Genomic DNA, 23594 nt, shown 5'->3' with positions numbered 1-23594 from the left:
TCAAGTGGCATTTTGCGGATTTTGGATAATTTTGCTTACAAGTGTACCACCAAGCCCGCACCAAACCCTTTCCAAACCACTACTTAAAGCTTTACCCAGCGGATAATCCGCTCTTCGATGGCTTCATCACTCATGCCCACTTCGCTGACACAGCGACCTGCCGACGATACTTTGGCAAAGCCTGCTTTATGGCTAATGCCATCATGCAGAAGTTTATGCCAAGGTGGCAACTGCTGCCCTAGATACAGTCGCTTGTAGGCGCAGTGACGGGGTAGCCATAGCATCTGTGGCAACTCATCTGCCGTCAAGCGAATGCAGTCAGGCACTGTCTTTTGGCGATTGGCATAATCTGAGCAATACCCTGTCGTGCAGTCAAGTAGCTGGCACGCCACATCGGTGTACTCAGTGTAGCGGACATCGTCATCATCCAAAAACTTCACCAAACAGCACACGCCACAGCCATCGCACAGCGCTTCCCACTCATCGTCGGTCAGCTCATTAAGCGAATAAGTCTCCCAAAATCGTGGGCGAAGTTGATTGTCTGTCATCATAATCATTGGTTATCATCAAAGTGTCTATTGTACCCTAAATCCATCCAAAAAACCGCTTGACTTGCCCAAAATCCCTTGTTAAGTTATCCCTATCACATCCGTGAATTTTTGGTCTATATTAAGGATAAGCATCATGACAATCAGCACTACGACGCTCACTACCACCGCACCAGATGGCACTGCCCTGCACAGTTATGTCGCCATGCCAATAGATACGCCGACTGATGGCACATCACCTGCCGTACTCGTCGCACCTGAGTGGTGGGGTGTGGTCGAACATCCAAAGACAGTCGCCGAACGCTTGGCAAATGAAGGCTTCGTGGCGGTAGTGATGGACATCTATGGCGATGGCAAAATGACCACCGATGCGCATCAAGCCAACGAATGGATGACGCAAATGCTTGAAAATTCTGATGAGCTGATGAATCGCTGCCGAGTGATTTTTGATGCGGTGGCATCATTGCCACAGGTTGATGGCACACGCATTGGCATTGCCGGCTTTTGTTTTGGTGGTAAAATCGCTCTGGACATGGCACGCCTAGGCACGCCGCTCAAAGCAGTCGCCACTTTCCATGGCAATCCCACCCCAATCACCCCTGCTGCCGAAGGTAAATTCACCGCCAAAGTACTCGTCGCTCATGGTGCTGCTGACAGCATGGTGTCGATGGCCGCCATCGATGGTCTGCGTGATGAGCTGACCGCTGCCAAAGTCAGCCATGAAATCGATGTCTATGAAGGTGCTAAGCACGGCTTTAGCAATCCGCACGCCGATGATCGCGCTCGTGAAAATGGCGTGGACTTAGGCTATCATGCCGATGCTGCCAAGGCAAGCTGGGATAAGATGGTGCAGTTTATGAAGGGGAATTTGTAAGCTACTTTTAGCATGATGATTTGATATCGTCATTTGGCGTAGTGATTTAGCGCAGCCATTTAGCACTGTGATCATGCTTAATTTGTCATACTAATTTTGTCTTGGGGTGTTTGCTGATGTTGATTAGCAAACACCCCAAAGACGCTTGCCATCTGTTTATTCACCCTGTCGCTTTTGTTTTTGTGCCAAAATCTCGCCCAAATTATCCTGTAACCAATCCACCAAATTTTTTAAATGCTCCCCTGCTTGTTTGCCAAGTGGTGTTAAGCTGTATTCCACATGCGGTGAAATGGTTTGAAAATCTTTACGGTCAATCAGACCATCTTGTTCCAGCTGCTGCAAAGTTTGCGTAAGCATACGCTCATTAATGCCGTCAATTTGTCGGCGAAGTTCGCCAAAGCGTTTTGTACCTTGCAATACACCAAAACCCATCAAGTATTAGCACATGGCGATTTTGCATTGGCAGTGAGCGAAGGTACATTTGCAGGCAAACCAACTGCGTTTTATGACTTGTTCCGTGTGGAAAATGGCAAAATTGCCGAACATTGGGATGTCATTGAAACTATCGCAGAGCCAAGCACTTGGCAAAATCAAAATGGTAAATTCTAAATTTGTTTGATTAATCATGACATCAAAAATGCCGTTTGAAAATTCAGACGGCATTTTTGGCTTATCTTTTAATTTAAAATCAAATACTTATCATGAAATTTCTTAACTTACATTTATGTAAGTACTTTAGAAAAGTAAGCTAAATCATTATAATACAGTCATAAGCTCACCTTTTGGAAGTATACGAATGCTGTTTTTGCTATTGCTGATTTTGAGCTGTCTTTGGATTGGCTATTGTTACACTCATCAAAAACGACGCTTACTCACGCTTGGCACCTTTTGCTTTGCCAAAACCATCAGCCATCACCACCAACAATACGACATTGAAGAAGTGGCTTTTAGCGACTATCAGGGGGCAATTCATGGGTATTTTCGCTTAGTGTCGGCATTGCAAGTGTATGGCGAAGTCAAAAGTAGCGATTATGATTTTTTTGATTTTTATTCGGTGGTGTTGCAATTTGACGATTGCACCATGCGATTACTCCGCCGAATTGACCATGTGCGTTTAATCAAAAGCCATCAGCCCATGTCGATTGATGAATTTAAACGAGAAATAGAAACCTTTGCCTATCAATCTTTCTAGGCGATGCCCATGGCAGCCCATACTCACCAAACCATCACCACCACGCTGTAATGAATTACCAAAATGCGTACTGTACTCTCAGCAAAGTATTGTCAATTAAATCATACTCGTATTAATCGATCTATAAAACAAAACCGTTTGAAGTACATTCAAACGGTTTTATCATCACGCCTTTGGCACATTCGCCAAAATCTGTGTCAACAGCGTCCAATAAGTCACCACCGATGGGATATGCACCATTTCATCAGGCGAATGGGCATTTTTGATGGTCGGCCCGATGGAGACGATGTCAAGCGTCGGATGACTGGTCTTGATCAATCCACACTCAAGCCCTGCATGAATGACCTTAATCTCTGGCGCATGACCTAGAATGTCAGTATAAAGTCGCATGGTGGTCGCTGTGATGGCAGAGCCTGTGTCTGGCGTCCAACCGACATAATCACCGTCAAATTTGACATCAGCACCAGCAAGTGTAGCAATACTTGAGAGCGTCTGACACACCGCCGCCTTGCCCGACTCAATCAATGAGCGAATCAGTAGCGTACACTCAAGCGCATCAGCGGTCAGCTGTGCCTTGCCAAATGACAATGAAGTCTCTACCGTATCCGCCACAACATCGCTATAACGCACCACACCACTTGGCAGGATATTCATCAGATGGATGGCCTTGGCGGTACTTTGTGTATCGAGCACTTGGCTTGGGGCATTGGCATCATTGATGACGGCGGTGAATTTGGGTTCGCCTTGGCAAATCTCACCCGTGATAGTAGCGATACTTTGGTCAATGATGGCTAAGATGGCATCTTTATCCGCCGCTTGGCAAGCGATACTCACCGACGCTTCACGGGGAATGGCGTTTCGTAGCGTACCACCTGTGATGGCACTGATGCCAAAACGGTCGGCAAATTGTGCCTGCACATCCGCCAAAATGCGCGCCAAAATCTTGATGGCATTACCACGATTTTTATGAATATCAATCCCTGAGTGCCCACCACGCAAGCCTTTGATGGTCAAATCAATTGCCGTATCAAATGTTGATGCCTGCCAATCCACCTTTAGGCTCATATCCGCATCGATACCGCCAGCACAGCCGATATACACTTCACCAATCTCTTCGGTGTCGGTATTGATCATCATCTGTGCAGATAAGGTCTGCGGCTGCAGTCCAAACACACCAATCATACCCGTCTCTTCGGTCATGGTCAGTAGCACTTCAAGTGGTGGATGAGCGATGTCATCACTGTCCAAGACAGCCAGACAGCTTGCCATGCCGATGCCGTTATCCGCACCGAGTGTCGTGCCTGTCGCCATCAGCCATTCGCCATCTTCAGGATGGATGCGTAGGCGTATCGGGTCGGTGGTAAAGTCATGTACCGTATCGGCATTGGCTTGGGGCACCATATCTAGGTGTGCTTGTAGTGCGATGGTCGGATGATGCTCATAGCCTTGGCTAGCATTTTTTTTAATAATCACATTGCCCACGCCATCACGATAGGCTGTCATACCACGAGAGCTCGCCCATGCCACGATGTCATTGGCTAGAGCTTCTTCATGATAGCTTGGGTGCGGTGTGGCACAGATGCGGGCGAACCATTGCCATAGGCTTTGGGGGGTTAGGTCTTTGACAACTGATAAATTTTGCTCATAAGCAAGTTGATTTAGGCTCATTTTTTATCCTTAAAAAACACAAAAAACAGGCTAAGCATACACCTAGCCTGTTGATTTTTCAAGTAGTGATAAAAGGCTTGAACTTGGATCAGCCAAACACCTGATCCGCTGCACGGGCAAATCGCTCAGTCGTGCCATCGACATCGATCAGCTTATCAAGCCCAAATAGCCCAATGCGAAACGACTTATAATCGCTGGGTTCATCGACTTGTAGCGGTGTACCAGCAGCGATCTGTAAGCCCACTTCGGCAAATGCTGCACCCTTATGCACCGCATCATTTGGCGCATGGCAGACGACGACGCCATAGGCCTGAGCAGAAGGTGCTGCGACGCTTTGGATGCCTTTGGCGTTTAGCACGGCTAGGATTTGAGTACCTAGCTTGATTTGGGCAGCTTTTAGGGTGTCATAGCCGATGTCACGAGCTTCAAACAGCATATCTCTTAGCTGCTTGATACCGTCAGTTGGCATGGTCGCATGATAGGCATGACCGCCGTTTTCATAAGCAATCATGATATTGAGCCATGCCTTAAGATCCAAGGCAAAGCTTGATGGCGTACTGGCAAGCACCGCTTCTTTGGCAGCCGCTGAGAGCATGACAAGCCCTGCACACGGGGTGCTGGATAGACCTTTTTGGGGTGCAGATAGCAGTACATCAATGCCAAGCGCCTGCATATCCAGCCAAATACAACCTGAAGCGATGCAGTCAATGGCAAGCAGACCACCGACTTCATGCACTGCTTCAGACAGTGCACGGATATAGTCATCCGACAGCATCATGCCAGAAGCTGTCTCAACATGGGGTGCAAAGACCATCTGCGGGCAATTTTTGCGGATATAAGCCGTCACCGTCTCAATATCGGCAGGGGCAAACTGCACCACGCCATCATTGTCCGACTGACTTGCCTTAAATACTTCAACAGACTTAGCCACCTTTGTGGCATCCAAAATCTGCGTCCAGCGATAGCTAAACCAACCATTACGCACCACCACACAGTCCTTGTCCGCCGCCAAAGCACGCGCCACCGCTTCCATACCTGATGTACCAGAGCCTGGTACGATGGCGATGGCATCTGCATGATACAGTGATTTGAGCTCGCTGGATAAATCAGTCATCACCTGCCGAAACTGTGCTGACATATGGTTCAAAGCACGGTCGGTATAGACCACCGAATATTCCAAAAGTCCATCAGGGTCGATGTCGTGTCGTAGTGCCATGGGTATTTTCCTTATTCCATTAAAATCAGCTCTACTGTATCAAGCTGCGCCAAAAAAATCAAGCACCCAGCTGATGACAGATCCATACAAAATAAGCCTGCGGCAATCCACAGGCTTATAAAACAGCATTCATCAATTTGATTAATTGGTGGTGGCTGCATCGGCTGCAGGCGCAGCTTCTGTGGTTGCATCGGCTGCAGGCGCAGCTTCTGTGGTTGCATCAGCTGCAGGCGCAGCGGCATCGGTGGCAGCATCAGCTGGAGCGGCAGTATCGGCTGCAGATGTGGTGGTAGTTGCCGCGCCACCTGACAACTCAACAAAAGTCGGCTGTCCATGATCATCAAAAATCATCTCTTCAGCTTGTGGCGCCTTTTGTAGTGCAGCTGCCTGCGCTTCTTCAACGCGATCTACCGCATAGACTTTCTCATGGTGCTTGCTGCAAGCGCTCAACGCCACTGCTGCTGCCATCACGGCAATTAGTGCAAAATTTTTCATACCGTTTCTCCAAGTTTAAGATCAATTAAAATTGTCAATCAAGTCATCAAATGCCGATGAACAATTTAAAGCTTATAAAACCCATTTTTCAAGGACGAATTCGATCACAAGTTTGGCGATGAATCCAAAAAAACCCATACCCAAAGCCACAAAAATCCAGAATGTTCCTGCTCTGCCTGCATTTGATTTTTTGGAGATGTCCCACATAATAAAAATCAAAAATGCAATAAAAACAGGCAGTAATACATACAAGCCCAACTTGGTAATCGTCTCGGCCGATACCAAAAATAGCGTCGCCATCGCAGACATGCTAAGCACCTTTGTGATAATTCATCCACATATTATAACAATATTTATCCCAACTACCAACCACCATGCAACAATAAGCACGATATTTTTAGAAAAATTTGTTACAATAGTCATCATTCATTGATTTTGTCATCTTAAGTTCAGTTGCGCCGCTCGATGCAGCTTTGGCCAGTACGCTCAGCCCAAGGATATCACCATGTCACCAAGACCTCAAAAACAACCTTCTGCCATCTATAAAGATGAGATGCGCCGCCGCAGCAGAGGCTTAAGCAGCCTATTATGGATGTTGGTGGGCGCTTTGGTGGTGGTGATGCTGTCGGTATTTTTGTATTTTTCGCCGTTGTTTGATGGCTTTCGCCGCAGTACCGCTGAACTCGAAGCGCCGGTTGAACCCATCAAAACCACCAGTCCTGCGATGGAATTTGAGTTTTATGAAGTGCTGCCTGAACAAAAATTTCAAAGCATCCCTGAGGGCGTCAGCATTCAAGAGCGCGAGGTGGTCAGCCTACCCACCCCAAGCACGGATTTGATCGTGCATTCTAATGCCAATAACAGCGCGCCAAGCCAAGTCGAACCTGCACCCATTGATGCAGCCGAGGCGGATGAGCCAACCAATCGCCTGACCATGAGCGAGTCAGAGCGCGGCATCAGCCAAGTCCAAACCAGTCAAGGCAGCCACATCTTACAAATCAAAAGCTATGAGCAAGCCCACGAAGCCGACCTAAAGCGCGCTGAAGTGCTGATGGCAGGTGTCGATGCCATCGTCGTGCGTCGTGAATTAAACGATGGCAGCTATCTGTACCAAGTCATCTCCACACCGATGAGCCAAAGCGAGGCCACCTCAGCCAGCATTCGTCTGCGCAATAACGGCATCGATTCGATCATCATCGAGCAGCGGACGCGGTGATAGCCGTCAGCATCGAGGGGTGTTTCACTTTATCCCAGTGATTCATAAATCAGCCGAACAATTTATCACAATATGCAAAAAAGACGCATTCAAGCGTCTTTTTTTGATTGGCGATGGCAGTTATTCAATGCCACATCGCTTGAGGTGACTTAATGCTTCTTACCAAATAGCTTCTTTGCCATAATTACCACAGCAAGGATAATCAAACCTGCGATCAGACCCACGACGCCATTATATAGCGCTTCGGTAAGGCCGCCAAATACGCCTGACAATGCCGCCAGATCTTCGGCTTGATGGTGCAAAATATCGATGCCATGCACCAAGATGCCACCACCGACCAAGAACATCGCAAGCGTACCAGCGAATGATAAAAACTTCATTAGCTTTGGTGCAAAAGCAAGCAGCGCACGGCCGATCGCTTGAGAGGATGCGTCAGGCTTATTCAGCAAATGCACGCCCATATCATCAAGCTTGACAATCAGCGCCACCAAGCCATACACGCCCACCGTCATCAAAATGGCGATCGTTGATAGCGCCGCTGCTTTGGTTGCAAATGTCGCTGCCGTCATCACGCCCAGTGAGATGACCACGATCTCAGCAGATAAGATAAAGTCTGTACGAATCGCACCTCGGATTTTGTCTTTTTCTAAAGCAACCAAATCCACCTGCTCATCAGCATTGGCGACTAGACGGTCATGATGTGCGGCATCATCGTCAAGCTCATGCGGCAACAGGTTTGGGGCGAATTTATGCACGACTTTTTCGGCACCTTCATAGCACAAGAACGCACCGCCGAGCATTAACAGTGGGGTAATCAGCCAAGCTGCCACCGCACTGATGAGTAGAGCGGCTGGCACTAGGATGACTTTATTAATGAACGAACCTTTGGCAACTGCCCACACTACCGACAGCTCACGATCGGCACGCACGCCAGTCACCTGCTGAGCGTTCAGCGCCAAATCATCACCCAGTACGCCTGCAGTCTTTTTTGCTGCCATTTTTGTCATTACTGAGACATCATCAAGAATCGTTGCGATGTCATCGAGTAACATCAGTAGGCTACCACCTGCCATATTTTCACCTTAATTTTAGAGTATTATTTTAACTGGTTTGTCATGCGTTGTTTTTGCATTTGTTTGGTATGGCAAATACAAAATAAGCCAAGCGCATGACAGCTGGCTTATTATAATCAAGCTTTGGCAAATGATGTGTAGTAAATTGTATAAAATTGGCACAAATGCCAGTTTGTATCATCGCAGGTCAAGGCTTTTTGGCGACCATCACCGCGCGTACAGGGCGTGGATAGCCTTCGATGGTTTTGCTGTCATCATCGGGATCTAAAAAGTCTGATAGCGAATGATAAGTCATCCAATCAGTCGCACGCTGCTCATCGCTTGTGGTGGTGCTGATATCGACGCAGTGGACATCGACAAAGCCTGCTTTTTCTAGCCAAAGCGTCAGTGCTGCCACTGATGGCAAAAAATACACATTATTCATCATCGCATAGCGATCTTTTGGCACAAGTACGGTATTTTCATCACCTTCTACGACCAAAGTTTCAAGCACCAGTTCACCGCCTTTTAGCAGTTGATTTTTTAATTGTAATAAACAATCAAACGGCGAAGCACGATGATAGAGCACACCCATACAAAAGACGGTATGAAACAATCCGCCATTTGGCAATTCTTCTAAACCCACAGGGATAAAATGAATCGGTGATTGGCCAAAGCGGTTGGTCATCTCACCCAAAAAATGCCGTATCGCCATAAACTGATGATAAAACAAGCAAGATGGGTCAATCACCACCACGCTACTAGCACCCGCGCCAATCATACGAAAGCCATGATAACCTGAGCCACCGCCGACATCGAGCACGCGTTTGCCACCAAGGTCGCTGATGTGTGGCAAGACGCGATCCCATTTGTGATCGCTACGCCATTCGGTGTCGATATGGATTTGATGCGTCTCATCACCGATGATAAAGCCGCCTTTTCGCCATGGCATCAGGTTTTTCAGCAGTGCTTCGGCTTTGCGATAGTCACTGTGAGTCAGGCTGACATGAGCAGTGACACAGCTGGCATCAAGATCAATATGCGTTGGCGATACTTCAGGCAGTTTGTTAATCACGGATTCATAATACGGGGCGTGTGCATATCGCTCTTTATTTTTGATACTGCCAAGCCAATCAGGTAGGCGTTTGAGCCATTCATACGCCACAGGATGATGCTGAGCTAGGTCAAACAAGGTGTCAAATAAGGCTTTTTCGGTACGGGCAATGGTGTTCATCATACTAAAAATCGCTATTTAAACGCCACAATCGACGCAAAATTCAAAAACATAAACCAAGTCAAACGACGCTCAAACCCTGCTTGCTGCAGTCTGTGATGATGCAGCTCAAGCGTGTCGGTGATGAGTACATTCTCAAGCGCATTTCTTTTGCCGCTGATTTCCATCTCGCTGTAGCCATTGGCTCGCTTAAAATCATAATAGCGTTCGACTCGCCATGCATCATCTTGTTCATCGCTTAGGTGCGTTTTTTCGGTGAGAATCAAAATACCGCCATCAGCCAGTGCATCGTGGCATTTTTGTAGTAGGGCTAGGCGGGCATCAGGATTGAGAAATTGCAAGGTCAGATTGATAACAATCAAATCGCACGGCTCAAAGTCCATCTGCGTGATGTCGGCAAGCTCAAAGCGAATGTCATGATCAGGATAATGCTCACCGACGACACTTTTGGCACGATCGATCATTGGCTTTGAGATGTCGATGGCGTGGATTTCAAGCTCATCAGGACGAAATTTATCCGCCAAAGCAAAACTCACCGCCCCAAGCGATGTGCCAAGATCATAGACACGACTGACTTTTTTGCCATCATGCGTATTTTGGCGAAATAGGCAATGACGGCGAGCCAAAATCGGCAACATGGCAAGCATCTGCCCATAGCCTGGGACACTGCGGCGAATCATATCAGGAAAACACGCCACCACTTCTTCATCAAAGCTAAAACGAGCCGATTTATCCAGCGGTGTCGTAAATAGCGTGTCGTGCTTGGTATTTGACATAGGCTTATGATAGACTGGTAAAAATGACTTATTATAGCATTGATTTATCAATTTGAAATTAAGGATGTGGCGATGATTCGATCAATCTTGTTGGGTGGCGGCTGTTTTTGGTGTACTGAGTCGGTGTTTGGCGCACTAAAAGGTGTGCAAAGTGTCATCAGTGGCTATGCAGGTGGCAGTGCCGATACCGCCAATTATCAAGCGGTCTGTACAGGTACGACAGGTCATGTCGAAGTCGTGCAGGTGGTCTATGATGATCAAGTGATTGATTTATCGCAGATTTTGGCAGTGTTTTTTGCCACCCATGACCCGACAACGCCGAACCGCCAAGGCAATGACATCGGCACACAATATGCATCGGTGATTTTTTATGAGGATAACACCGATCAAGCCATCGCTGAGCAACTCATAAATGAGCTTATCAAAGATGGCATCCCGGTCGTGACTCGCCTTGAGATGGCACCGCAGTTTTATCCAGCAGAAAGCTATCACCAAAATTATTTTGCTAATAACCCCACCCAGCCGTATTGTAGTTTTGCCATTCCACCAAAATTGGCAAAACTGCGTGAAAAATTCACCGATTTATTAAAGTGATATTTCGTTTATAAATACTAACAAAACATACTGGATTGTGCGATAATCAATCCAGTATGTTTGCTTTGTCAGTTTACTCTGGCAGTTTAACTTCCATATCAGGTACGATAGCGGACGGCTTGAATATAACTCGGTAAAAATAACTATCAGCCTGATTGGGCTCAATTTGTTCGACAAATGCTGTCACATTGTCAGATAGCACTAATGTATGTCTTTTAAATGCTTTTTCACCTGTCTTGCAAATGACATTAAAAGCAGTTTTGCTATCATTCAACTCAAATGAGCATCTGCCTTCAATCTCAAGGATGTAGTTATCCGTGATACCATTATAAAACACAATACGGCGATTAACTTCAAAATTATCCGCTGATTTTCGTGTGTTGTAACTGGCAATGTTGGCATCGCTACAGCTGATTATCGCAGTCATCATCATGGCGAGGGCAGAAATTTTGAATAATGCATGTTTCATATTAATTGGTACCTTTGCTCCTATTAATCCAAAAACACCGCAAACTCATCCACAGGCACGCGTGGCGTGATAAAGGTATTGACGATGTCTGATTCATCGGCATAGCCAAGCGCGACAGTACAAACCAGCTCTTCATCATCACCTGCACCGATCGTCTCAAGCACCACAGGGTGGAAGTGGTTGAATGCAGCCTGCGGGCAGGTGTCAAGCCCACGAGCCTTGGCGGCAATCATCACATTTTGGATCATCATAGCGATGTCCATCTTTGAGCCAGTGCCCATCACTTTATTCACCGTAAAAAACAGCCCCACAGGCGCATCAAATAGCTTGAAGTTGCGATCTTGCTGTGCCGCCATTTTTTCTTTATCGCCTTTTTGGATGCCTAAAAGTCCGTACAGTCCCCAACCATTCTCACGGCGACGATCGATGAATGGCGAGATCCATTCGGTCGGATAGTAGGGGAAAGTTTCTTGGAATTTGTCCGCAAGACTTGGATCATCGGCGATGGCTTGTTTGGCAGTAAAGATATTGTCAATCAGCTGGGCTCGTTTGTCACCTGTCACCACATAGACTTTCCACGGCTGTGTGTTCGTGCCTGATGGTGCGCGGCTTGCCACGGTGAGAATATCTTTGATGGTCTGTGTATCGACAGGCGTATCCAAAAATGCCCGTACTGAGTGGCGAGCGGTGATCACGCTATCTACGATGGCAGTTTGGTCTTGGGTGGTCATGGGCAAGTCCTTGTTTGTTGTGCGGTGGTTTTGCTAAGAGTTTTTAAGATTATGCCAAAGCACTGTTACCTTGTCAAACTATCGTTCTTCTAGTACTTGTCAAACTGTCGTTCTTCTAGCATCATCACAGCAGTGCATCTTGTTTGGTTTTGGCTCGGCTTAGGTTACGCATTTGTTGCATGATGGTTGATATTGTCGGATTTTAGCAAGTTTATTTTGAAATCACGGGCAAAATTGGGTAAGCTTAGGCTATTTGCAATTTTCATTATGGTTCTAAGGATTTTTTTATGAAAAAAACACTTTCAGTCCTATCATTGGCAGTGAGCGGTTTGGCACTGAGCCAAGCGGCGGTGGCAAATGATTTACCCAATCTTAGCAATAGCGAATTTCAACAATGCCTTGATGGCCTAAAAAACAGCAGTGCGTTTCGTGGTGTCTCAAGCCAAACCTTTGAAACCTATCGCCCAAGTCAGCCTGACCCGACGGTGATTCGCTCGCTGAATTATCAACCTGAATTTAAAAAAGATGTTTGGGATTATTTGGCATCACTAGTCGATAGCGAGCGTGTCGAAGACGGTATCCGCGCCAAGCGTGAGCAGGCCGATGTCTTACGCCGTATCGAGAGCCGTTATGGTGTCAAGGCAGAGCATGTGCTTGGCGTATGGGGTGTGGAGAGTAATTTTGGTCAGACTTTGGGTAAGAAAAACTTGTTTGACAGCCTTGCGACTTTATCATGCTTTGACCGTCGCCAGAGCTATTTCCGTGGTGAATTTGCCAATGCCCTAAAAATCGTCCAAAATGGTGACATTCGTCCGCAGGATATGACAGGCTCATGGGCGGGGGCGTTTGGTCAGACGCAGTTTATGCCAAGCACATTCCTAGAATTGGCGGTGGATTTTGATGGTGATGGCCGCAAAGATTTGGTTAATTCAAAAGCAGATGCCCTAGCCAGTACCGCCAATTTCCTTGCCAAAAAAGGATATCGCAGTGGCGAGCCATGGGGCTATGAAGTAAAATTGAACGGCTATGACGGCTCAAGCGGTCGCCGTGACAAAAAATCCATCAGCCATTGGCAAAATATGGGGCTGACCCTACCTGATGGTCGTCCATTGCCAAATAACATGGCATCGGCAGGACTGCTGCTACCTGCAGGTAAGCATGGTCCTGCGTTCTTGGTGGGCAAGAACTTTGATGCGTTTTATGCCTATAATGCGTCAGAGAGCTATGCACTTGCCATTGCTCATTTGTCAGATTTGGTGACGAGCGAAAATACCAACACAAACTTTTCCACACCTTGGCCAACAGATGACCCAGGTATCGGTCGCCGTGAATCCAAAGAGATTCAGCAAGCGCTACTCAACGCTGGCTATGACATCGGTGCAGTGGATGGTATCATCGGGGATAATACTCGCCGTGCCATCATGGATTATCAGCGTAAAGCAGGCGTGACTCCAGATGGCCGAGCGGGTCAAAAATTCCATCGCTTGATTACAACACAAAGCAGTGCGGTACAGCCTATGTCAGCACCACAAGTAGCACCGCAGGCACCCAGTAGCATCCAAGCTACACCAGTGGTTCAGCCAAGCCAAGGCATTTCTGGTGCAGGCACTGTCTATCGCCGAGTAGTCAATACTGACGGCTCGACATCATTAGTGCCAGTCAAATAATCAATCAGCATCAAAAAAAGCTCAAAGTATCGTACTTTGAGCTTTTTTATTATCGACATCGACTATGCCATCAAGCGTCGTCTTCTTTATCATCCCACTCGGCATAGGTCTTCGATGGGTTGATGCCTTGTTTTTTTAGGTATTCGACCTGCTCCTCGAGCGTACGCTTTTTTTCGGCGTCGTGCATCGCTTCGGATAGCTCGTCGAATTTTTCGATTTGTTCGCGCAGGGTGCTGTTAGTGTCTGTTGTCATCTCATTCTCCTTGTTGTGGTATAAAACATTCATCAGATGCAAAATTGGCATCACTTAGTGGCATTACAACAAATTTTGAGGAAAATTGCAAATCATCGGTGCGTTTTTTACCGATTTTCATAAAATATAACATTCTTGGCACAATCGACGCTAGCCATCAAGCACAAGATGACTCATCATCCAGTGGCAAAAAATCACTGTCCACAAACACCATCCGCGTACCTGATAAGCGCTTGGCGGTCGTGACCACATGATCTGCCAAACTCGATGCATAAAAATACAGCACCGCATCCCGCTCACTAGAATCAGCACTTAAACCAAAATACTCAAGCAACGATCGCACGCGCTCAGCAATCGCGGTGCCTGAGTCCAGCAGCGCCATCGAAAGATGAGAGTCATCGATCCATGCCTGCAAAAATTCCTTAAAAAACGGGTAATGCGTACAGCCCAGCACGATCACATCAATGCCCGCCTCGTGCCACGCTGCAGTCTGCTTGATCAATAGATCTGCCACATGATGATCGATGGGCATGCCAGACTCCACCCACGGCACGAGCATCGGCTCGAAATGCTTATGCACGGTCACGCCCTTTGGGGTAGCGATCTCATCGATCACTTGCTGTAGTAGCCTGCCTTGGAGCGTTGCTTGGGTGGCCAGCACAGCGATCTGGCCTGAAGTGGTGATCTCACAGGCTGGCTTGACCGCAGGCACCAGACCCACGATCGGCACGCTGCATCTGGCTCTGAGCGCTGTCAAACTGTGCGCCGATGCGCTATTGCAGGCGATGACGATGAGTTTGCAGCCTTGCTTGCACAGCCAATCCACTGCCTGCAAAGTCAAAAATAATATCTCATCCCCTGATTTATTGCCGTATGGCACATTTTGGGTGTCAGCATAATACACATAGCGCTCATTGGGCATCAGCCGCGCCAGATGGCGAAACACCGACAGCCCGCCGACACCCGAATCAAAAATACCGATCGGGGCTTGGCTAGTGGGCTTCATCGGGTCAAACTGTGGGTGTATCATGCGCATACATGGTCCATAAAAACTACAAACTGCCGCTTAAGCGTGCTGATCAATTTGGTGAATTTTACCACCACTTGACAGCTTTAGCACGGTTTTATTTTGCTTATTATCACTGATCTGCACGAGCTCGCCCATCTCGATCAGATGATACATCGCATTATTCATCAGCCGTGCGCTGAGGCCAAAGCGCGTATCGATATACAGCCGCTCACCACCCTCATGGCTCTTAAAATACAGCTGATGATGATCATCCAAGCGAATGCGATCGCCATTGGTGGTGCCAAACTCGATCCACAGCTGCCCATTGTCGGACACTTGATCGACTTGATTGATAAATAAAGGCGCATCAGCAACGCGTATTTGATATTTATCTGTCGGCGTTTTTAGGTAATGCACTTTTTGGCCATCATGCATCTCAACCCACAACACACTGGCAAACAGATCCACCAGTGACTGACGGGTCATTTTTGTGCCTTCGTGCCACCACTCGCCATTATCACGAATTTCAATATCGATCGGTGAGCTGCGTTCAGGCTGCCAGCGCTCCAAAGGCGGAATTTTGCGCACAGGCTTATCATCACTGACGCCATCGGCAGCCAGCTTTTGTAGATCTTGGGTAAGGGTTTTGGTTAACTCATTGTTTTTATTTGATTTTAATTCATGTTGTGTCATCTGTATACTCCCTGATTGATTGATCATATTGCTCAACTATACAAGCAATGCTTGTCAATGCCATCGCCATTTTTTGTTATGATGGGTGATTTTTTGGGGAATTGCAAGCGATTTTTGGCTAAGATTTACCGCACAAACCCGCCTACACGGCAGCCAATTTTTTTGGTAAAAATTTAAAAAACCATGCATCGGCCATTCAAAAATACTAAGCTGGCTTTAAAAAAACTTGCCTAATTAGCCAAGATTGCTAAAATAGACACATGCTTAACTGTAGCATCGCAGGCTAACTGCCAGCCTCTGCTACTTTGGATATCATTTGAGAGTTTTTATTTTATTATTAAGGATACTTCATGCAAATCGAACGCGAATCTATGGAATTTGATGTCGTCATCGTCGGCGGTGGGCCTGCAGGTCTGTCAGCTGCCATTCGTCTGCGCCAGTTGGCCATCGCAAACGGCATGGATGAATTCACCGTCTGTGTCTTAGAAAAAGGCTCAGAATTTGGCGCACACACCTTGTCAGGCGCCATCATGGAAACGCGCGCCCTTGACGAGCTGATCCCAGACTGGAAAGCGCGCGGCGCACCGATCACGGTCGAGGCCAAAGAGGATCGCGTCTATATGCTAGGCAGCGCCACTCGCACCACCAAACTGCCTGGTTCCATCGTTCCTGCCAGTATGCACAATGAGGGTAACTACATCGTCTCGCTGGGGAATGTGGTGCGTTGGCTTGCCGAACAAGCCGAAGCCCTTGAGGTGATGATGTTCCCAGGCTTTGCTGCCAGTGAGATCCTCTACCACGAAGATGGCTCGGTACGCGGCGTACAAACTGGCGATATGGGCATCGACGCTGCAGGTCAGCCAAAGGGCAGCTTCGAGCCAGGTTATGAGCTGCTTGCCAAATATACCATCTTTGCTGAGGGTTGCCGCGGCCATCTGGGCAAACGACTCATCAGCCGCTTTCATCTGGACAAAGACAAAGATCCGCAGCACTACGGCATCGGCCTAAAAGAGCTGTGGGAAATCGATGCCGACAAACACGAAGAAGGCGTCATCATGCATGGGACGGGTTGGCCATTGTCTGAGACTGGCTCAACTGGCGGCTGGTTCTTATATTTTGCTGAAGACAATCAAGTCAGCTTCGGCTTGATCGTGGATTTGGCGTACCATAATCCACACATCTCACCATTTGATGAGTTGCAGCGCCTAAAACTACACCCATTAATCCGCCCGATCCTAGAAGGTGGTAAGCGTCTATCCTATGGCGCGCGCGCGATGACCAAAGGCGGTTTGAACAGCTTGCCAAAATTCACCTTCCCAGGTGGCGTACTGGTCGGTGATGATGCAGGTTTTCTAAATCCTGCCAAACTCAAAGGCACGCACACATCGATGAAATCAGGCATGCTGGCTGCCGAAAGCGTCTTTGAGGCGATCAAAGCAGGTCGCAGCGGTGATGAGGTGGTCGAGTACCAAAGCGTCTTTGAAAACTCTTGGCTGTATGAAGATGCCTATCAAGCACGAAACTTCGCGCCTGCGATGCATCGCATGGGTCAGTGGATGGGTGGCGCGTTCACTTTTGTGGAACAAAATTTATTCGGTGGCAAAATGCCATTGACCATCAATGACACCACGCCAGATTATGATACTTTGGATAAAGCAGCACAGTCGTACAAGCCTGATTATCCAAAGCCAGATGGCAAGCTGACTTTTGATAAGTTATCCAGCGTCTTTATCTCAAATACCAACCACGCTGAAGATCAGCCATGCCATCTGCGCTTGACTGACCCGACGGTGCCAATCGCTGTCAACTTGCCGCTGTATGCCGAGCCTGCGCAGCGCTATTGCCCTGCTGGCGTGTATGAAGTCGTCCAAAAAGAGGGTGAGGAACCGCAGTTTGTCATCAACAGCCAAAACTGCGTCCATTGCAAAACCTGTGATATCAAAGATCCTGCCCAGAACATCACTTGGGTGACGCCAGAAGGTGGCGGTGGCCCAAATTATCCTAACATGTAAACCCAAAAAAGCACCAAGAGCCTCTTGGTGCTTTTTTTAAGGGATGTATTATTAATAAAAAGTGTGCTGCGATGTCAGTTCAGATCGGCTTACGATGGCTGTGGATCAGCTCTTGACTGATGGCATCGAGCGTGTCGGCATCATAGACTTTGGCGGCTTGACGAATCAGCCTAGATGGGCTGTGCATCAAGGTCTGACTCATGCCGTGCGCAAACTCAGCCAACACCACTTTGGCATCCTCGCCCTGATCGATGCGCGCCATCGCAGCATCCAAAAGCTGTTGGCTACGGCGCTGTGCCATCTGGCGATAGTCACGGATATAAGCGCGCGCCCTTTGCGTCTGCATCCTCGCCTCGATGTCAAGCACCAGCTGCCCGACCAACAGCTCAGCTTCGACGGCAGCTTGTTTGCGCTCAGCCAAGTTACCTGCGATCACATGTTGCAGATCATCGACTGAATACAGATAAATGTCATCAAGCTGGCCGACGGCAGGCTCGATGTCTCTTGGCACTGCCAAATCCACCAAAAGCATCGGCTGATGGCGGCGCTGCTTGAGTGCTTTTTTGACCATATCGGCGTCGATCAGCGCCTGCATGCTGCCACTACAACTGCTGACAATGTCGGCCTCAGGCAGCACCATCGATAGCTCAGCCAGCGGCACAATATCCACCTGCAGCGGTCGAGCTGCTTGATCGGCCATCTTGACCAGCTCATCACTCAGCGCCTGCGCACGCTCGGCACTGCGATTACAGATGATGATTCTTTTGATGCCGAGTGCAGCGACATTATGCGCCACCAAGCGATTCATCTCCCCTGCTGCCACCAACAAAAAAGTCAGCTCACGCGGATCATCAAAAATCTGTGTGGCAAGCTTGGCGGTGGCAAAACCCAGCGTCACCGCCTGAGCGCCGACTTTGGTATCACGGCGCACCGTGCGAGCAGCGGCAAATACCTGCTGAGTGAGCCAACCAAACTCACTACTCACCCCACCATGTTCGCGAGAGGTGGCGACTGCTTGGCGAATCTGACCCAAGATCTGTGGCTCGCCTAAGATCATCGAGTCAAGGCCTGCTGCCACGCGCAGCCAGTGATTGAGCGCACGCGAATCCTCATAGGCATACAGATAAGGGGCGATGTCATCGAAACTCACTCCCTTAAACTGAGCCAGCCATTCACCGATGGCGCGCAGCTTTGGCGAGATCACGCCATCGACCTGCTCATCATCGCCAAGCGACTCATCCTCGATGCCGACATACAGCTCACTGCGATTGCAAGTAGAGACGATGGTGCAGCCACGGGTCAGCCCAGACAATGCCTGAATTGCCTCAGGCATATCCAAGCCAAAAGACAGCCGCTCCCGTAATGACACAGGGGCAGTCTTATGATTGACTCCGATAACTGCTAATTTCATAAAATAACCAACAATCGATGAGGCTTGCGATGAATTAAACTCGTTATTATAACAGCTTTTCACGCATTTCAAGCAAAAAATTTGCAAGTTTATTTTGCCAAATTTAGTGACGATCTTAATGATGCTGCTTGGCTAAGTCGTTGTTTAAAGATCACAGCTTTGCCTTAGCATTCCAACCGATCCAATCTGAGCGAGCCGATCAAATCACCGCTTTGATAACTTGATGAAGCTGTATTATCTTTCGTCTTATAGCCATCGGCTGCCCATCAAGCATCTGTCGGTTTGCCGTTTGCCATAAAGCGCATTGACCTACCCAAGTGTTACGCCAAGCTTGATAAATGCGCGGATTTCTTAACAAATTGGCAGCAAATTGCTAAAATTTGTGATTTGTCGGTGTTTTTCAGCGGTTTTATTTGCACTTATCAAAAATACTTTTATAATAGAGCGTACTTTTATAATACAGCATATTTGGCAAGCATTACTGTTGTTTTGCCAATCCAATCTTTTTTTAAATTGGCTGATGGTCATGATACTGCGACGACACCCACCCAAAGGCATACCGCCCAGCGCTGATGATGCTCTGATGAGTCATCATGGCATCGGCACGCCAAAAAAAGCGCAGTTGATCAGACGGCCGATCAAGCTTGCCATCGCCATCGCCTGTGTCGGCGCCATCGGCATCACAGGCATCACCGCCACGAGCGCGCATGCCAATGTCTTTGATCCATTATTAAAAATTTTATTACCTTTTTATAAACCCAACCCCAAAAGCGACATCGAAGAAGAAGCCGAGTACATGGCCGACACCGAGATCGTGGAACTGCCCACATCGCAGCCTGATCTGAGTGATGAGCCTGATGAGGTACTGACCCCAAGCAGCGTCCCGAACCTACCTGCCGTACTCTTGGATGATACACTCATTGCCGATGACATCGAACCGATGCTCGATACGCCCGATCTGTATGCGCTGATGGATGCTGAATTTGCGGCGGATCGTGGCGATATTGCGCGCGCACTGACTCTGTATAAGGCCGAGTCATTCAAACAAAATGCCACCAGCGTCTTTGAACGAGCGCTGTCATTGTCCATCGAATTTGAGACACCTGATAAATCGCTGGCCTTTGCGACCGCTTGGCAAGACAGCAATCCTGAGCATATTCCTGCTTGGTTTTATGTGACGCATCTGGCGCTCAAGGCTGGCGAATACGACCAAGCCGCCAGCATGATCTCGACCATTTTGCACTATGATCCGCGTTCTGATTTGGGGCAGATTTTGACTGGCATTATTCCGCCAAATGCCGATGATAAGCGCGCTTTGCTTTATGCCTTACAAGGACTGCGGCAGGACAATGCCTCGGTCGCGGTGCTGCGGGCAGGTATTTTGATGGGGCTTGAGGATTATGCTGCCGCGCGCCTGCATGTCAATCAAGCCCTAAAAAGCGAACCTGACAATCTGGCATTTATTACCCTAAAGCTCAATATCCTGCGCGCCGATCAGCGCATGGATGAGCTGTGGTCATACTTACACCAAATGCGCAAAAAGCTGCCCAAAGAAAAAGAGCTGTATCTATACGAAGCGCGCTATCTGATCGAAACTGGTGATCTGGCCCAAGCATGGGATCTGTTGGCTCAAGCAGTTAAACACACCCAAGATAACGACATTCGTCTATTGGCTGGCCTTGTCGGTCTGGATGGCGGCCGCTACCGTGATGCCATCGACATGCTGATGCCGCTCACCGAGCTGCCCGACCTAAAAAGCCAAGCGCATTATTATCTGGGCATCGGCTATGAACGATTGGGCGACATTCAGCATGCGCGCAGTCACTTTGAGAAAGTCAATCATTATGAGCATATGCTCGATGCCAGCAGTAAAGTGGTGGGCTTTTATTTGGCAGAAAATGACACCGCCGCTGCCATCAAGACCTTGGTGCGTCTGCGCGATGAATTTGAAAATTACGCCACCGACAGCTATATTTTGCAGGCCGAGATTTATCTGCGTCAAGGCGATAAACAAAAAGCCAAAGATCTGCTGACGATCGCCAATCGAGAATATCCAGACGACGATCGGCTACTGTACGCAAGCTTCCAGCTGCTCGAAGCTGAACTTGATCATAACGACAAGCGCCAAGCCATCGATCGCCTATTGCAGCTGGCTGATTATAACCCGTATTATCAGCTGGCCGACGCCAAGCTGCGCCTAAGCCAAAATCCGACAGATGCCAAGGCGCTGGACATCGCGCGAACCATCAGCAATATCAGCTTTGATCACCCTGATTATGACAGTCAGCTGCAGCTAGATGCGTTATTGGTGCTGGCCAATCATGCCTTATCCCAAGGCGATTTTGCTGCCGTCATCGACCATCTGCAAGCGCCGTATGAAGTCAGCCCAAGGCTCGATGTCGGCATCACCTTATTGCGCGCTTATCAAGGCATTAATGATCAGGCCGCGATGGCGCAGCTGTTGGCAGATCTGCAAGCGCGTTTTGGCGGCAATGATGCTGCCACAGGCGACAGTCAGATTTATTAATCGACAGGCATCAGCATTGGCCGCTGCCGTGGCAGCCGATGGCAGATGATTTACCCAACCTTAAGATCAGACATTTGGACTTATCATGAAAAAACTCAGTCTCATCACCGCATCGGCAGCTGTGCTACTACTCAGCGCATGCACCAGTACTCAGCCGAACATCGCGCCCACGGCCAGCAGCCTACCAAGCGCACAAGCGCCGATCAAATTTGGCATCACAGGCAAAATCGGGGTGATCAGTGTCAGCTCCGAGGGCAGACAAGCTGGCAGCGCTTTTTATGCTTGGGCTCAAGATGAGGACAGATTCAGCATCGATCTGACGGGCGCTTTGGGCATTGGCGCCACCCAGATCCGCTATGATGGCAAGAGCGCGACCTTAAGCAGTGAACGCACTGGCACGCTGACTGCCGATTCGCCAGAAGCGCTGTTGTATCAAGCCACTGGTTGGCAAGCACCGATCTCAAGATTGCCTTATTGGATCATGGGACGCCCAGCGCCTGCTGACAGCGCACTTGCGCACGATGCCAACGGCCGTCTGATCGCTGCCACCAACGGCGTTTGGCAGGCCAATTTTGAGTATGGCAAAGGTGCTCTGCCGACGCGACTGCGCATTGTACACCAAGAGGGTCACAGCGTCACCCTGACCATCTCGCATTCGTAGGTAGCTTATGTCACTGATCGTATTTTCACCTGCTAAGATCAATCTGTTTTTGCACATCACCGCCAAGCGCGATGATGGCTATCACGATCTACAAAGCGTGTTCCGCGCCATCGATTTTGGGGATGTGCTAAGCTTTGAGCTATCGCCATCACAGGCACAGCTTGTCACCCTGACTGGCGCCGACACCTTGACCGATGATATTAATGACAATCTCATCATCAAAGCAGCAAAGCTACTCTCCACACATCATCCCGATCAAGCGCGTGCTGTCAGCATCCATCTGGACAAGGTCATTCCCACAGGTGCAGGTCTGGGCGGCGGTTCCAGCAACTGTGCTGCTACATTGATGGCGCTAAATACACTCTGGCAGCTGAATCTTTCGACGCAGCAGCTGATGGATTTTGGGCAGCAGCTGGGCGCCGATGTGCCGTTTTTTATTTTTAGCCAAGCCCATCATGCTGATGCGCATGCGTTGGGCATTGGTGAACAGCTCACCGCGCTTAAACTGCCAAGTGCGCGCTATCTGTTATTATTGCCGCGCGCGCATCTGGCAACCGCCGCTTTATTTAACCACCCTGATCTCATCAAAAACACCCAACCCATCTCCGACATCGCCGATCGCTACAGTGACTATGGCGAACGCTTATCGGTGGATTTTTTTAATGCCTTTGAGCACATCGCTGTCCAGCACTCAGCTGCTGTGGCTGAGGCGCTCGGCTATCTGCGCACGCTGGAGGCTAAGACAGGCACCAGTGCACGATTGACTGGCACTGGCAGTACGGTGTTTTTGCCGATACCTGAGCATATCGATGCCGCCGTGCTCAGCGCATGGCAGCTGTCTTCGCCCTGTCCTTGTGTGGTTGCAGAGAATTTATATTAAATAATGCTATATTTTTCAATGGTTTATAAAATTTTATCCAAAAATCATAAAATTTACTTGTATTATCCAAAAAATTTGGTATAATTTTTGCCCTATACAGGGGTATCGCCAAGTTGGTAAGGCATCAGGTTTTGATCCTGACATTCGTTGGTTCGAGTCCAGCTACCTCTGCCAATTTTTTTAAAGTAAATCGCACAGATTGACTTTAAAACAAAGTTTGCAAATCTTTTAAAAAATTTGCATCTAGGGGTATCGCCAAGTTGGTAAGGCATCAGGTTTTGATCCTGACATTCGTTGGTTCGAGTCCAGCTACCTCTGCCAAATCCGATCAAGCCAGTCATTCGTGATTGGCTTGATTTTTTTGTGGTTTTTTCCACCGCCCTGCAAGTTTACAAAAAACTTATCGCACCCCCTGC

25 protein-coding genes and 2 tRNA genes are annotated in these 23594 nt (G+C 48.4%); 12 read left to right on the top strand and 15 right to left on the bottom strand.

What is annotated here, in order from left to right; translation table 11 throughout:
* Positions 1-83 precede the first annotated feature (83 nt).
* On the bottom strand, positions 84-551 hold the full coding sequence (locus B0681_RS06610; protein ID WP_228143877.1) for a YcgN family cysteine cluster protein: 468 nt from the start codon (positions 549-551) through the stop codon (positions 84-86).
* A gap of 133 nt (positions 552-684) precedes the next feature.
* Between B0681_RS06610 and B0681_RS06605 the strand changes: the two genes are divergently transcribed.
* Positions 685-1422: a dienelactone hydrolase family protein gene (locus tag B0681_RS06605; RefSeq protein ID WP_078317960.1), complete on the top strand. Its 738-nt coding sequence runs from the start codon at positions 685-687 to the stop codon at positions 1420-1422.
* A gap of 156 nt (positions 1423-1578) precedes the next feature.
* Here the strand turns inward: B0681_RS06605 and B0681_RS06600 are convergent, their stop codons facing one another.
* Positions 1579-1854, bottom strand: coding sequence for a winged helix-turn-helix transcriptional regulator (locus B0681_RS06600; protein WP_078317959.1), 276 nt, complete (start codon positions 1852-1854; stop codon positions 1579-1581).
* Here B0681_RS06600 and B0681_RS10620 point away from each other — a divergent pair.
* Positions 1768-2031, top strand: coding sequence for a nuclear transport factor 2 family protein (locus B0681_RS10620; protein WP_228143878.1), 264 nt, complete (start codon positions 1768-1770; stop codon positions 2029-2031). The two genes, B0681_RS06600 and B0681_RS10620, sit on opposite strands and share 87 nt — an antisense overlap.
* Positions 2032-2218: 187 nt before the next feature.
* Complete coding sequence (locus tag B0681_RS06590) at positions 2219-2614, top strand: hypothetical protein (protein WP_078317958.1); 396 nt, start codon at positions 2219-2221, stop codon at positions 2612-2614.
* Between the two features lie 165 nt (positions 2615-2779).
* Here B0681_RS06590 and B0681_RS06585 read toward each other — a convergent pair whose 3' ends face one another.
* The 4 genes from B0681_RS06585 to B0681_RS06570 form a co-directional block, all read right to left on the bottom strand.
* A complete protein-coding gene (locus B0681_RS06585; RefSeq protein ID WP_078317957.1) occupies positions 2780-4282 on the bottom strand; it encodes an aminoacyl-histidine dipeptidase in 1503 nt (500 codons plus the stop codon).
* An 88-nt stretch (positions 4283-4370) separates the two neighbouring features.
* Positions 4371-5498 (bottom strand): aminotransferase class V-fold PLP-dependent enzyme, encoded by a 1128-nt coding sequence (locus tag B0681_RS06580; RefSeq protein WP_407661973.1) that lies wholly within the window; start codon positions 5496-5498, stop codon positions 4371-4373.
* Positions 5499-5639: 141 nt separating this feature from the next.
* On the bottom strand, positions 5640-5993 hold the full coding sequence (locus B0681_RS10330) for a hypothetical protein (RefSeq protein ID WP_114144965.1): 354 nt from the start codon (positions 5991-5993) through the stop codon (positions 5640-5642).
* A gap of 72 nt (positions 5994-6065) precedes the next feature.
* Positions 6066-6302 carry a DUF2788 domain-containing protein gene (locus B0681_RS06570; protein ID WP_078317955.1) on the bottom strand — a complete coding sequence of 79 codons (237 nt, stop codon included), beginning with the start codon at positions 6300-6302 and terminating at the stop codon, positions 6066-6068.
* Between the two features lie 196 nt (positions 6303-6498).
* Between B0681_RS06570 and B0681_RS06565 the strand changes: the two genes are divergently transcribed.
* The gene (locus B0681_RS06565) at positions 6499-7209 is read left to right on the top strand and encodes an SPOR domain-containing protein (protein ID WP_078317954.1); all 711 of its coding nucleotides are present in this window, start codon (positions 6499-6501) and stop codon (positions 7207-7209) included.
* Between the two features lie 149 nt (positions 7210-7358).
* On the opposite strand, the gene B0681_RS06560 is transcribed toward B0681_RS06565, so the two are convergent.
* From B0681_RS06560 to cmoA, 3 genes are all read right to left on the bottom strand, one after another.
* Entirely contained in the window at positions 7359-8282 is a 924-nt protein-coding gene (locus B0681_RS06560; RefSeq protein ID WP_078317953.1) for a DUF808 domain-containing protein, read from the bottom strand.
* A gap of 187 nt (positions 8283-8469) precedes the next feature.
* The gene (gene cmoB / locus B0681_RS06555; protein ID WP_078317985.1) at positions 8470-9495 is read right to left on the bottom strand and encodes a tRNA 5-methoxyuridine(34)/uridine 5-oxyacetic acid(34) synthase CmoB; all 1026 of its coding nucleotides are present in this window, start codon (positions 9493-9495) and stop codon (positions 8470-8472) included.
* 14 nt (positions 9496-9509) lie between these two features.
* On the bottom strand, positions 9510-10271 hold the full coding sequence (gene cmoA / locus B0681_RS06550; protein ID WP_078317952.1) for a carboxy-S-adenosyl-L-methionine synthase CmoA: 762 nt from the start codon (positions 10269-10271) through the stop codon (positions 9510-9512).
* 75 nt (positions 10272-10346) lie between these two features.
* Here cmoA and msrA point away from each other — a divergent pair, with 75 nt between their 5' ends.
* Entirely contained in the window at positions 10347-10865 is a 519-nt protein-coding gene (gene msrA / locus B0681_RS06545; protein ID WP_078317984.1) for a peptide-methionine (S)-S-oxide reductase MsrA, read from the top strand.
* 73 nt (positions 10866-10938) lie between these two features.
* On the opposite strand, the gene B0681_RS06540 is transcribed toward msrA, so the two are convergent.
* Together B0681_RS06540 and B0681_RS06535 are read right to left on the bottom strand one after the other, a co-directional pair.
* Positions 10939-11334: a beta-sandwich lipoprotein gene (locus B0681_RS06540; RefSeq protein WP_078317951.1), complete on the bottom strand. Its 396-nt coding sequence runs from the start codon at positions 11332-11334 to the stop codon at positions 10939-10941.
* Positions 11335-11357: 23 nt separating this feature from the next.
* Positions 11358-12065, bottom strand: a complete 708-nt coding sequence (locus B0681_RS06535) for a nitroreductase (protein ID WP_078317950.1) — start codon at positions 12063-12065, stop codon at positions 11358-11360.
* Positions 12066-12352: 287 nt separating this feature from the next.
* Here B0681_RS06535 and B0681_RS06530 point away from each other — a divergent pair, with 287 nt between their 5' ends.
* A complete protein-coding gene (locus B0681_RS06530; RefSeq protein ID WP_078317949.1) occupies positions 12353-13732 on the top strand; it encodes a lytic murein transglycosylase in 1380 nt (459 codons plus the stop codon).
* Positions 13733-13802: 70 nt separating this feature from the next.
* Here B0681_RS06530 and B0681_RS06525 read toward each other — a convergent pair whose 3' ends face one another.
* The 3 genes from B0681_RS06525 to B0681_RS06515 all read right to left on the bottom strand — a co-directional run bounded on the left by B0681_RS06525 (position 13803) and on the right by B0681_RS06515 (position 15687).
* Positions 13803-13985, bottom strand: coding sequence for a hypothetical protein (locus tag B0681_RS06525; protein WP_228143876.1), 183 nt, complete (start codon positions 13983-13985; stop codon positions 13803-13805).
* Positions 13986-14142: 157 nt separating this feature from the next.
* A complete protein-coding gene (gene murI / locus B0681_RS06520; RefSeq protein ID WP_228143875.1) occupies positions 14143-15021 on the bottom strand; it encodes a glutamate racemase in 879 nt (292 codons plus the stop codon).
* 30 nt (positions 15022-15051) lie between these two features.
* Positions 15052-15687 carry a DUF1285 domain-containing protein gene (locus tag B0681_RS06515; RefSeq protein WP_078317948.1) on the bottom strand — a complete coding sequence of 212 codons (636 nt, stop codon included), beginning with the start codon at positions 15685-15687 and terminating at the stop codon, positions 15052-15054.
* 350 nt (positions 15688-16037) lie between these two features.
* Between B0681_RS06515 and B0681_RS06510 the strand changes: the two genes are divergently transcribed.
* Complete coding sequence (locus B0681_RS06510) at positions 16038-17699, top strand: electron transfer flavoprotein-ubiquinone oxidoreductase (RefSeq protein WP_078317947.1); 1662 nt, start codon at positions 16038-16040, stop codon at positions 17697-17699.
* A gap of 79 nt (positions 17700-17778) precedes the next feature.
* On the opposite strand, the gene hemA is transcribed toward B0681_RS06510, so the two are convergent.
* Complete coding sequence (gene hemA / locus B0681_RS06505; RefSeq protein WP_078317946.1) at positions 17779-19110, bottom strand: glutamyl-tRNA reductase; 1332 nt, start codon at positions 19108-19110, stop codon at positions 17779-17781.
* A 526-nt stretch (positions 19111-19636) separates the two neighbouring features.
* Between hemA and B0681_RS06500 the strand changes: the two genes are divergently transcribed.
* The 5 genes from B0681_RS06500 to B0681_RS06480 all read left to right on the top strand — a co-directional run bounded on the left by B0681_RS06500 (position 19637) and on the right by B0681_RS06480 (position 23499).
* Positions 19637-21637 carry a tetratricopeptide repeat protein gene (locus B0681_RS06500; RefSeq protein ID WP_078317981.1) on the top strand — a complete coding sequence of 667 codons (2001 nt, stop codon included), beginning with the start codon at positions 19637-19639 and terminating at the stop codon, positions 21635-21637.
* 85 nt (positions 21638-21722) lie between these two features.
* Positions 21723-22298: a lipoprotein insertase outer membrane protein LolB gene (gene lolB, locus B0681_RS06495; RefSeq protein ID WP_078317945.1), complete on the top strand. Its 576-nt coding sequence runs from the start codon at positions 21723-21725 to the stop codon at positions 22296-22298.
* Between the two features lie 7 nt (positions 22299-22305).
* Positions 22306-23178 carry a 4-(cytidine 5'-diphospho)-2-C-methyl-D-erythritol kinase gene (gene ispE, locus B0681_RS06490; protein WP_078317944.1) on the top strand — a complete coding sequence of 291 codons (873 nt, stop codon included), beginning with the start codon at positions 22306-22308 and terminating at the stop codon, positions 23176-23178.
* A gap of 98 nt (positions 23179-23276) precedes the next feature.
* Positions 23277-23352 (top strand) — tRNA-Gln (locus B0681_RS06485).
* Positions 23353-23423: 71 nt separating this feature from the next.
* Positions 23424-23499: transfer RNA gene (locus tag B0681_RS06480), tRNA-Gln, on the top strand.
* Positions 23500-23594: the final 95 nt, after the last annotated feature.

Origin of the sequence: Moraxella porci DSM 25326 (assembly GCF_002014855.1) — a bacterium.
Classification (GTDB): domain Bacteria; phylum Pseudomonadota; class Gammaproteobacteria; order Pseudomonadales; family Moraxellaceae; genus Moraxella; species Moraxella porci.
Note: the sequence above shows the minus strand (reverse complement) of the source record. Positions and strands in the feature narration are given on the sequence as shown.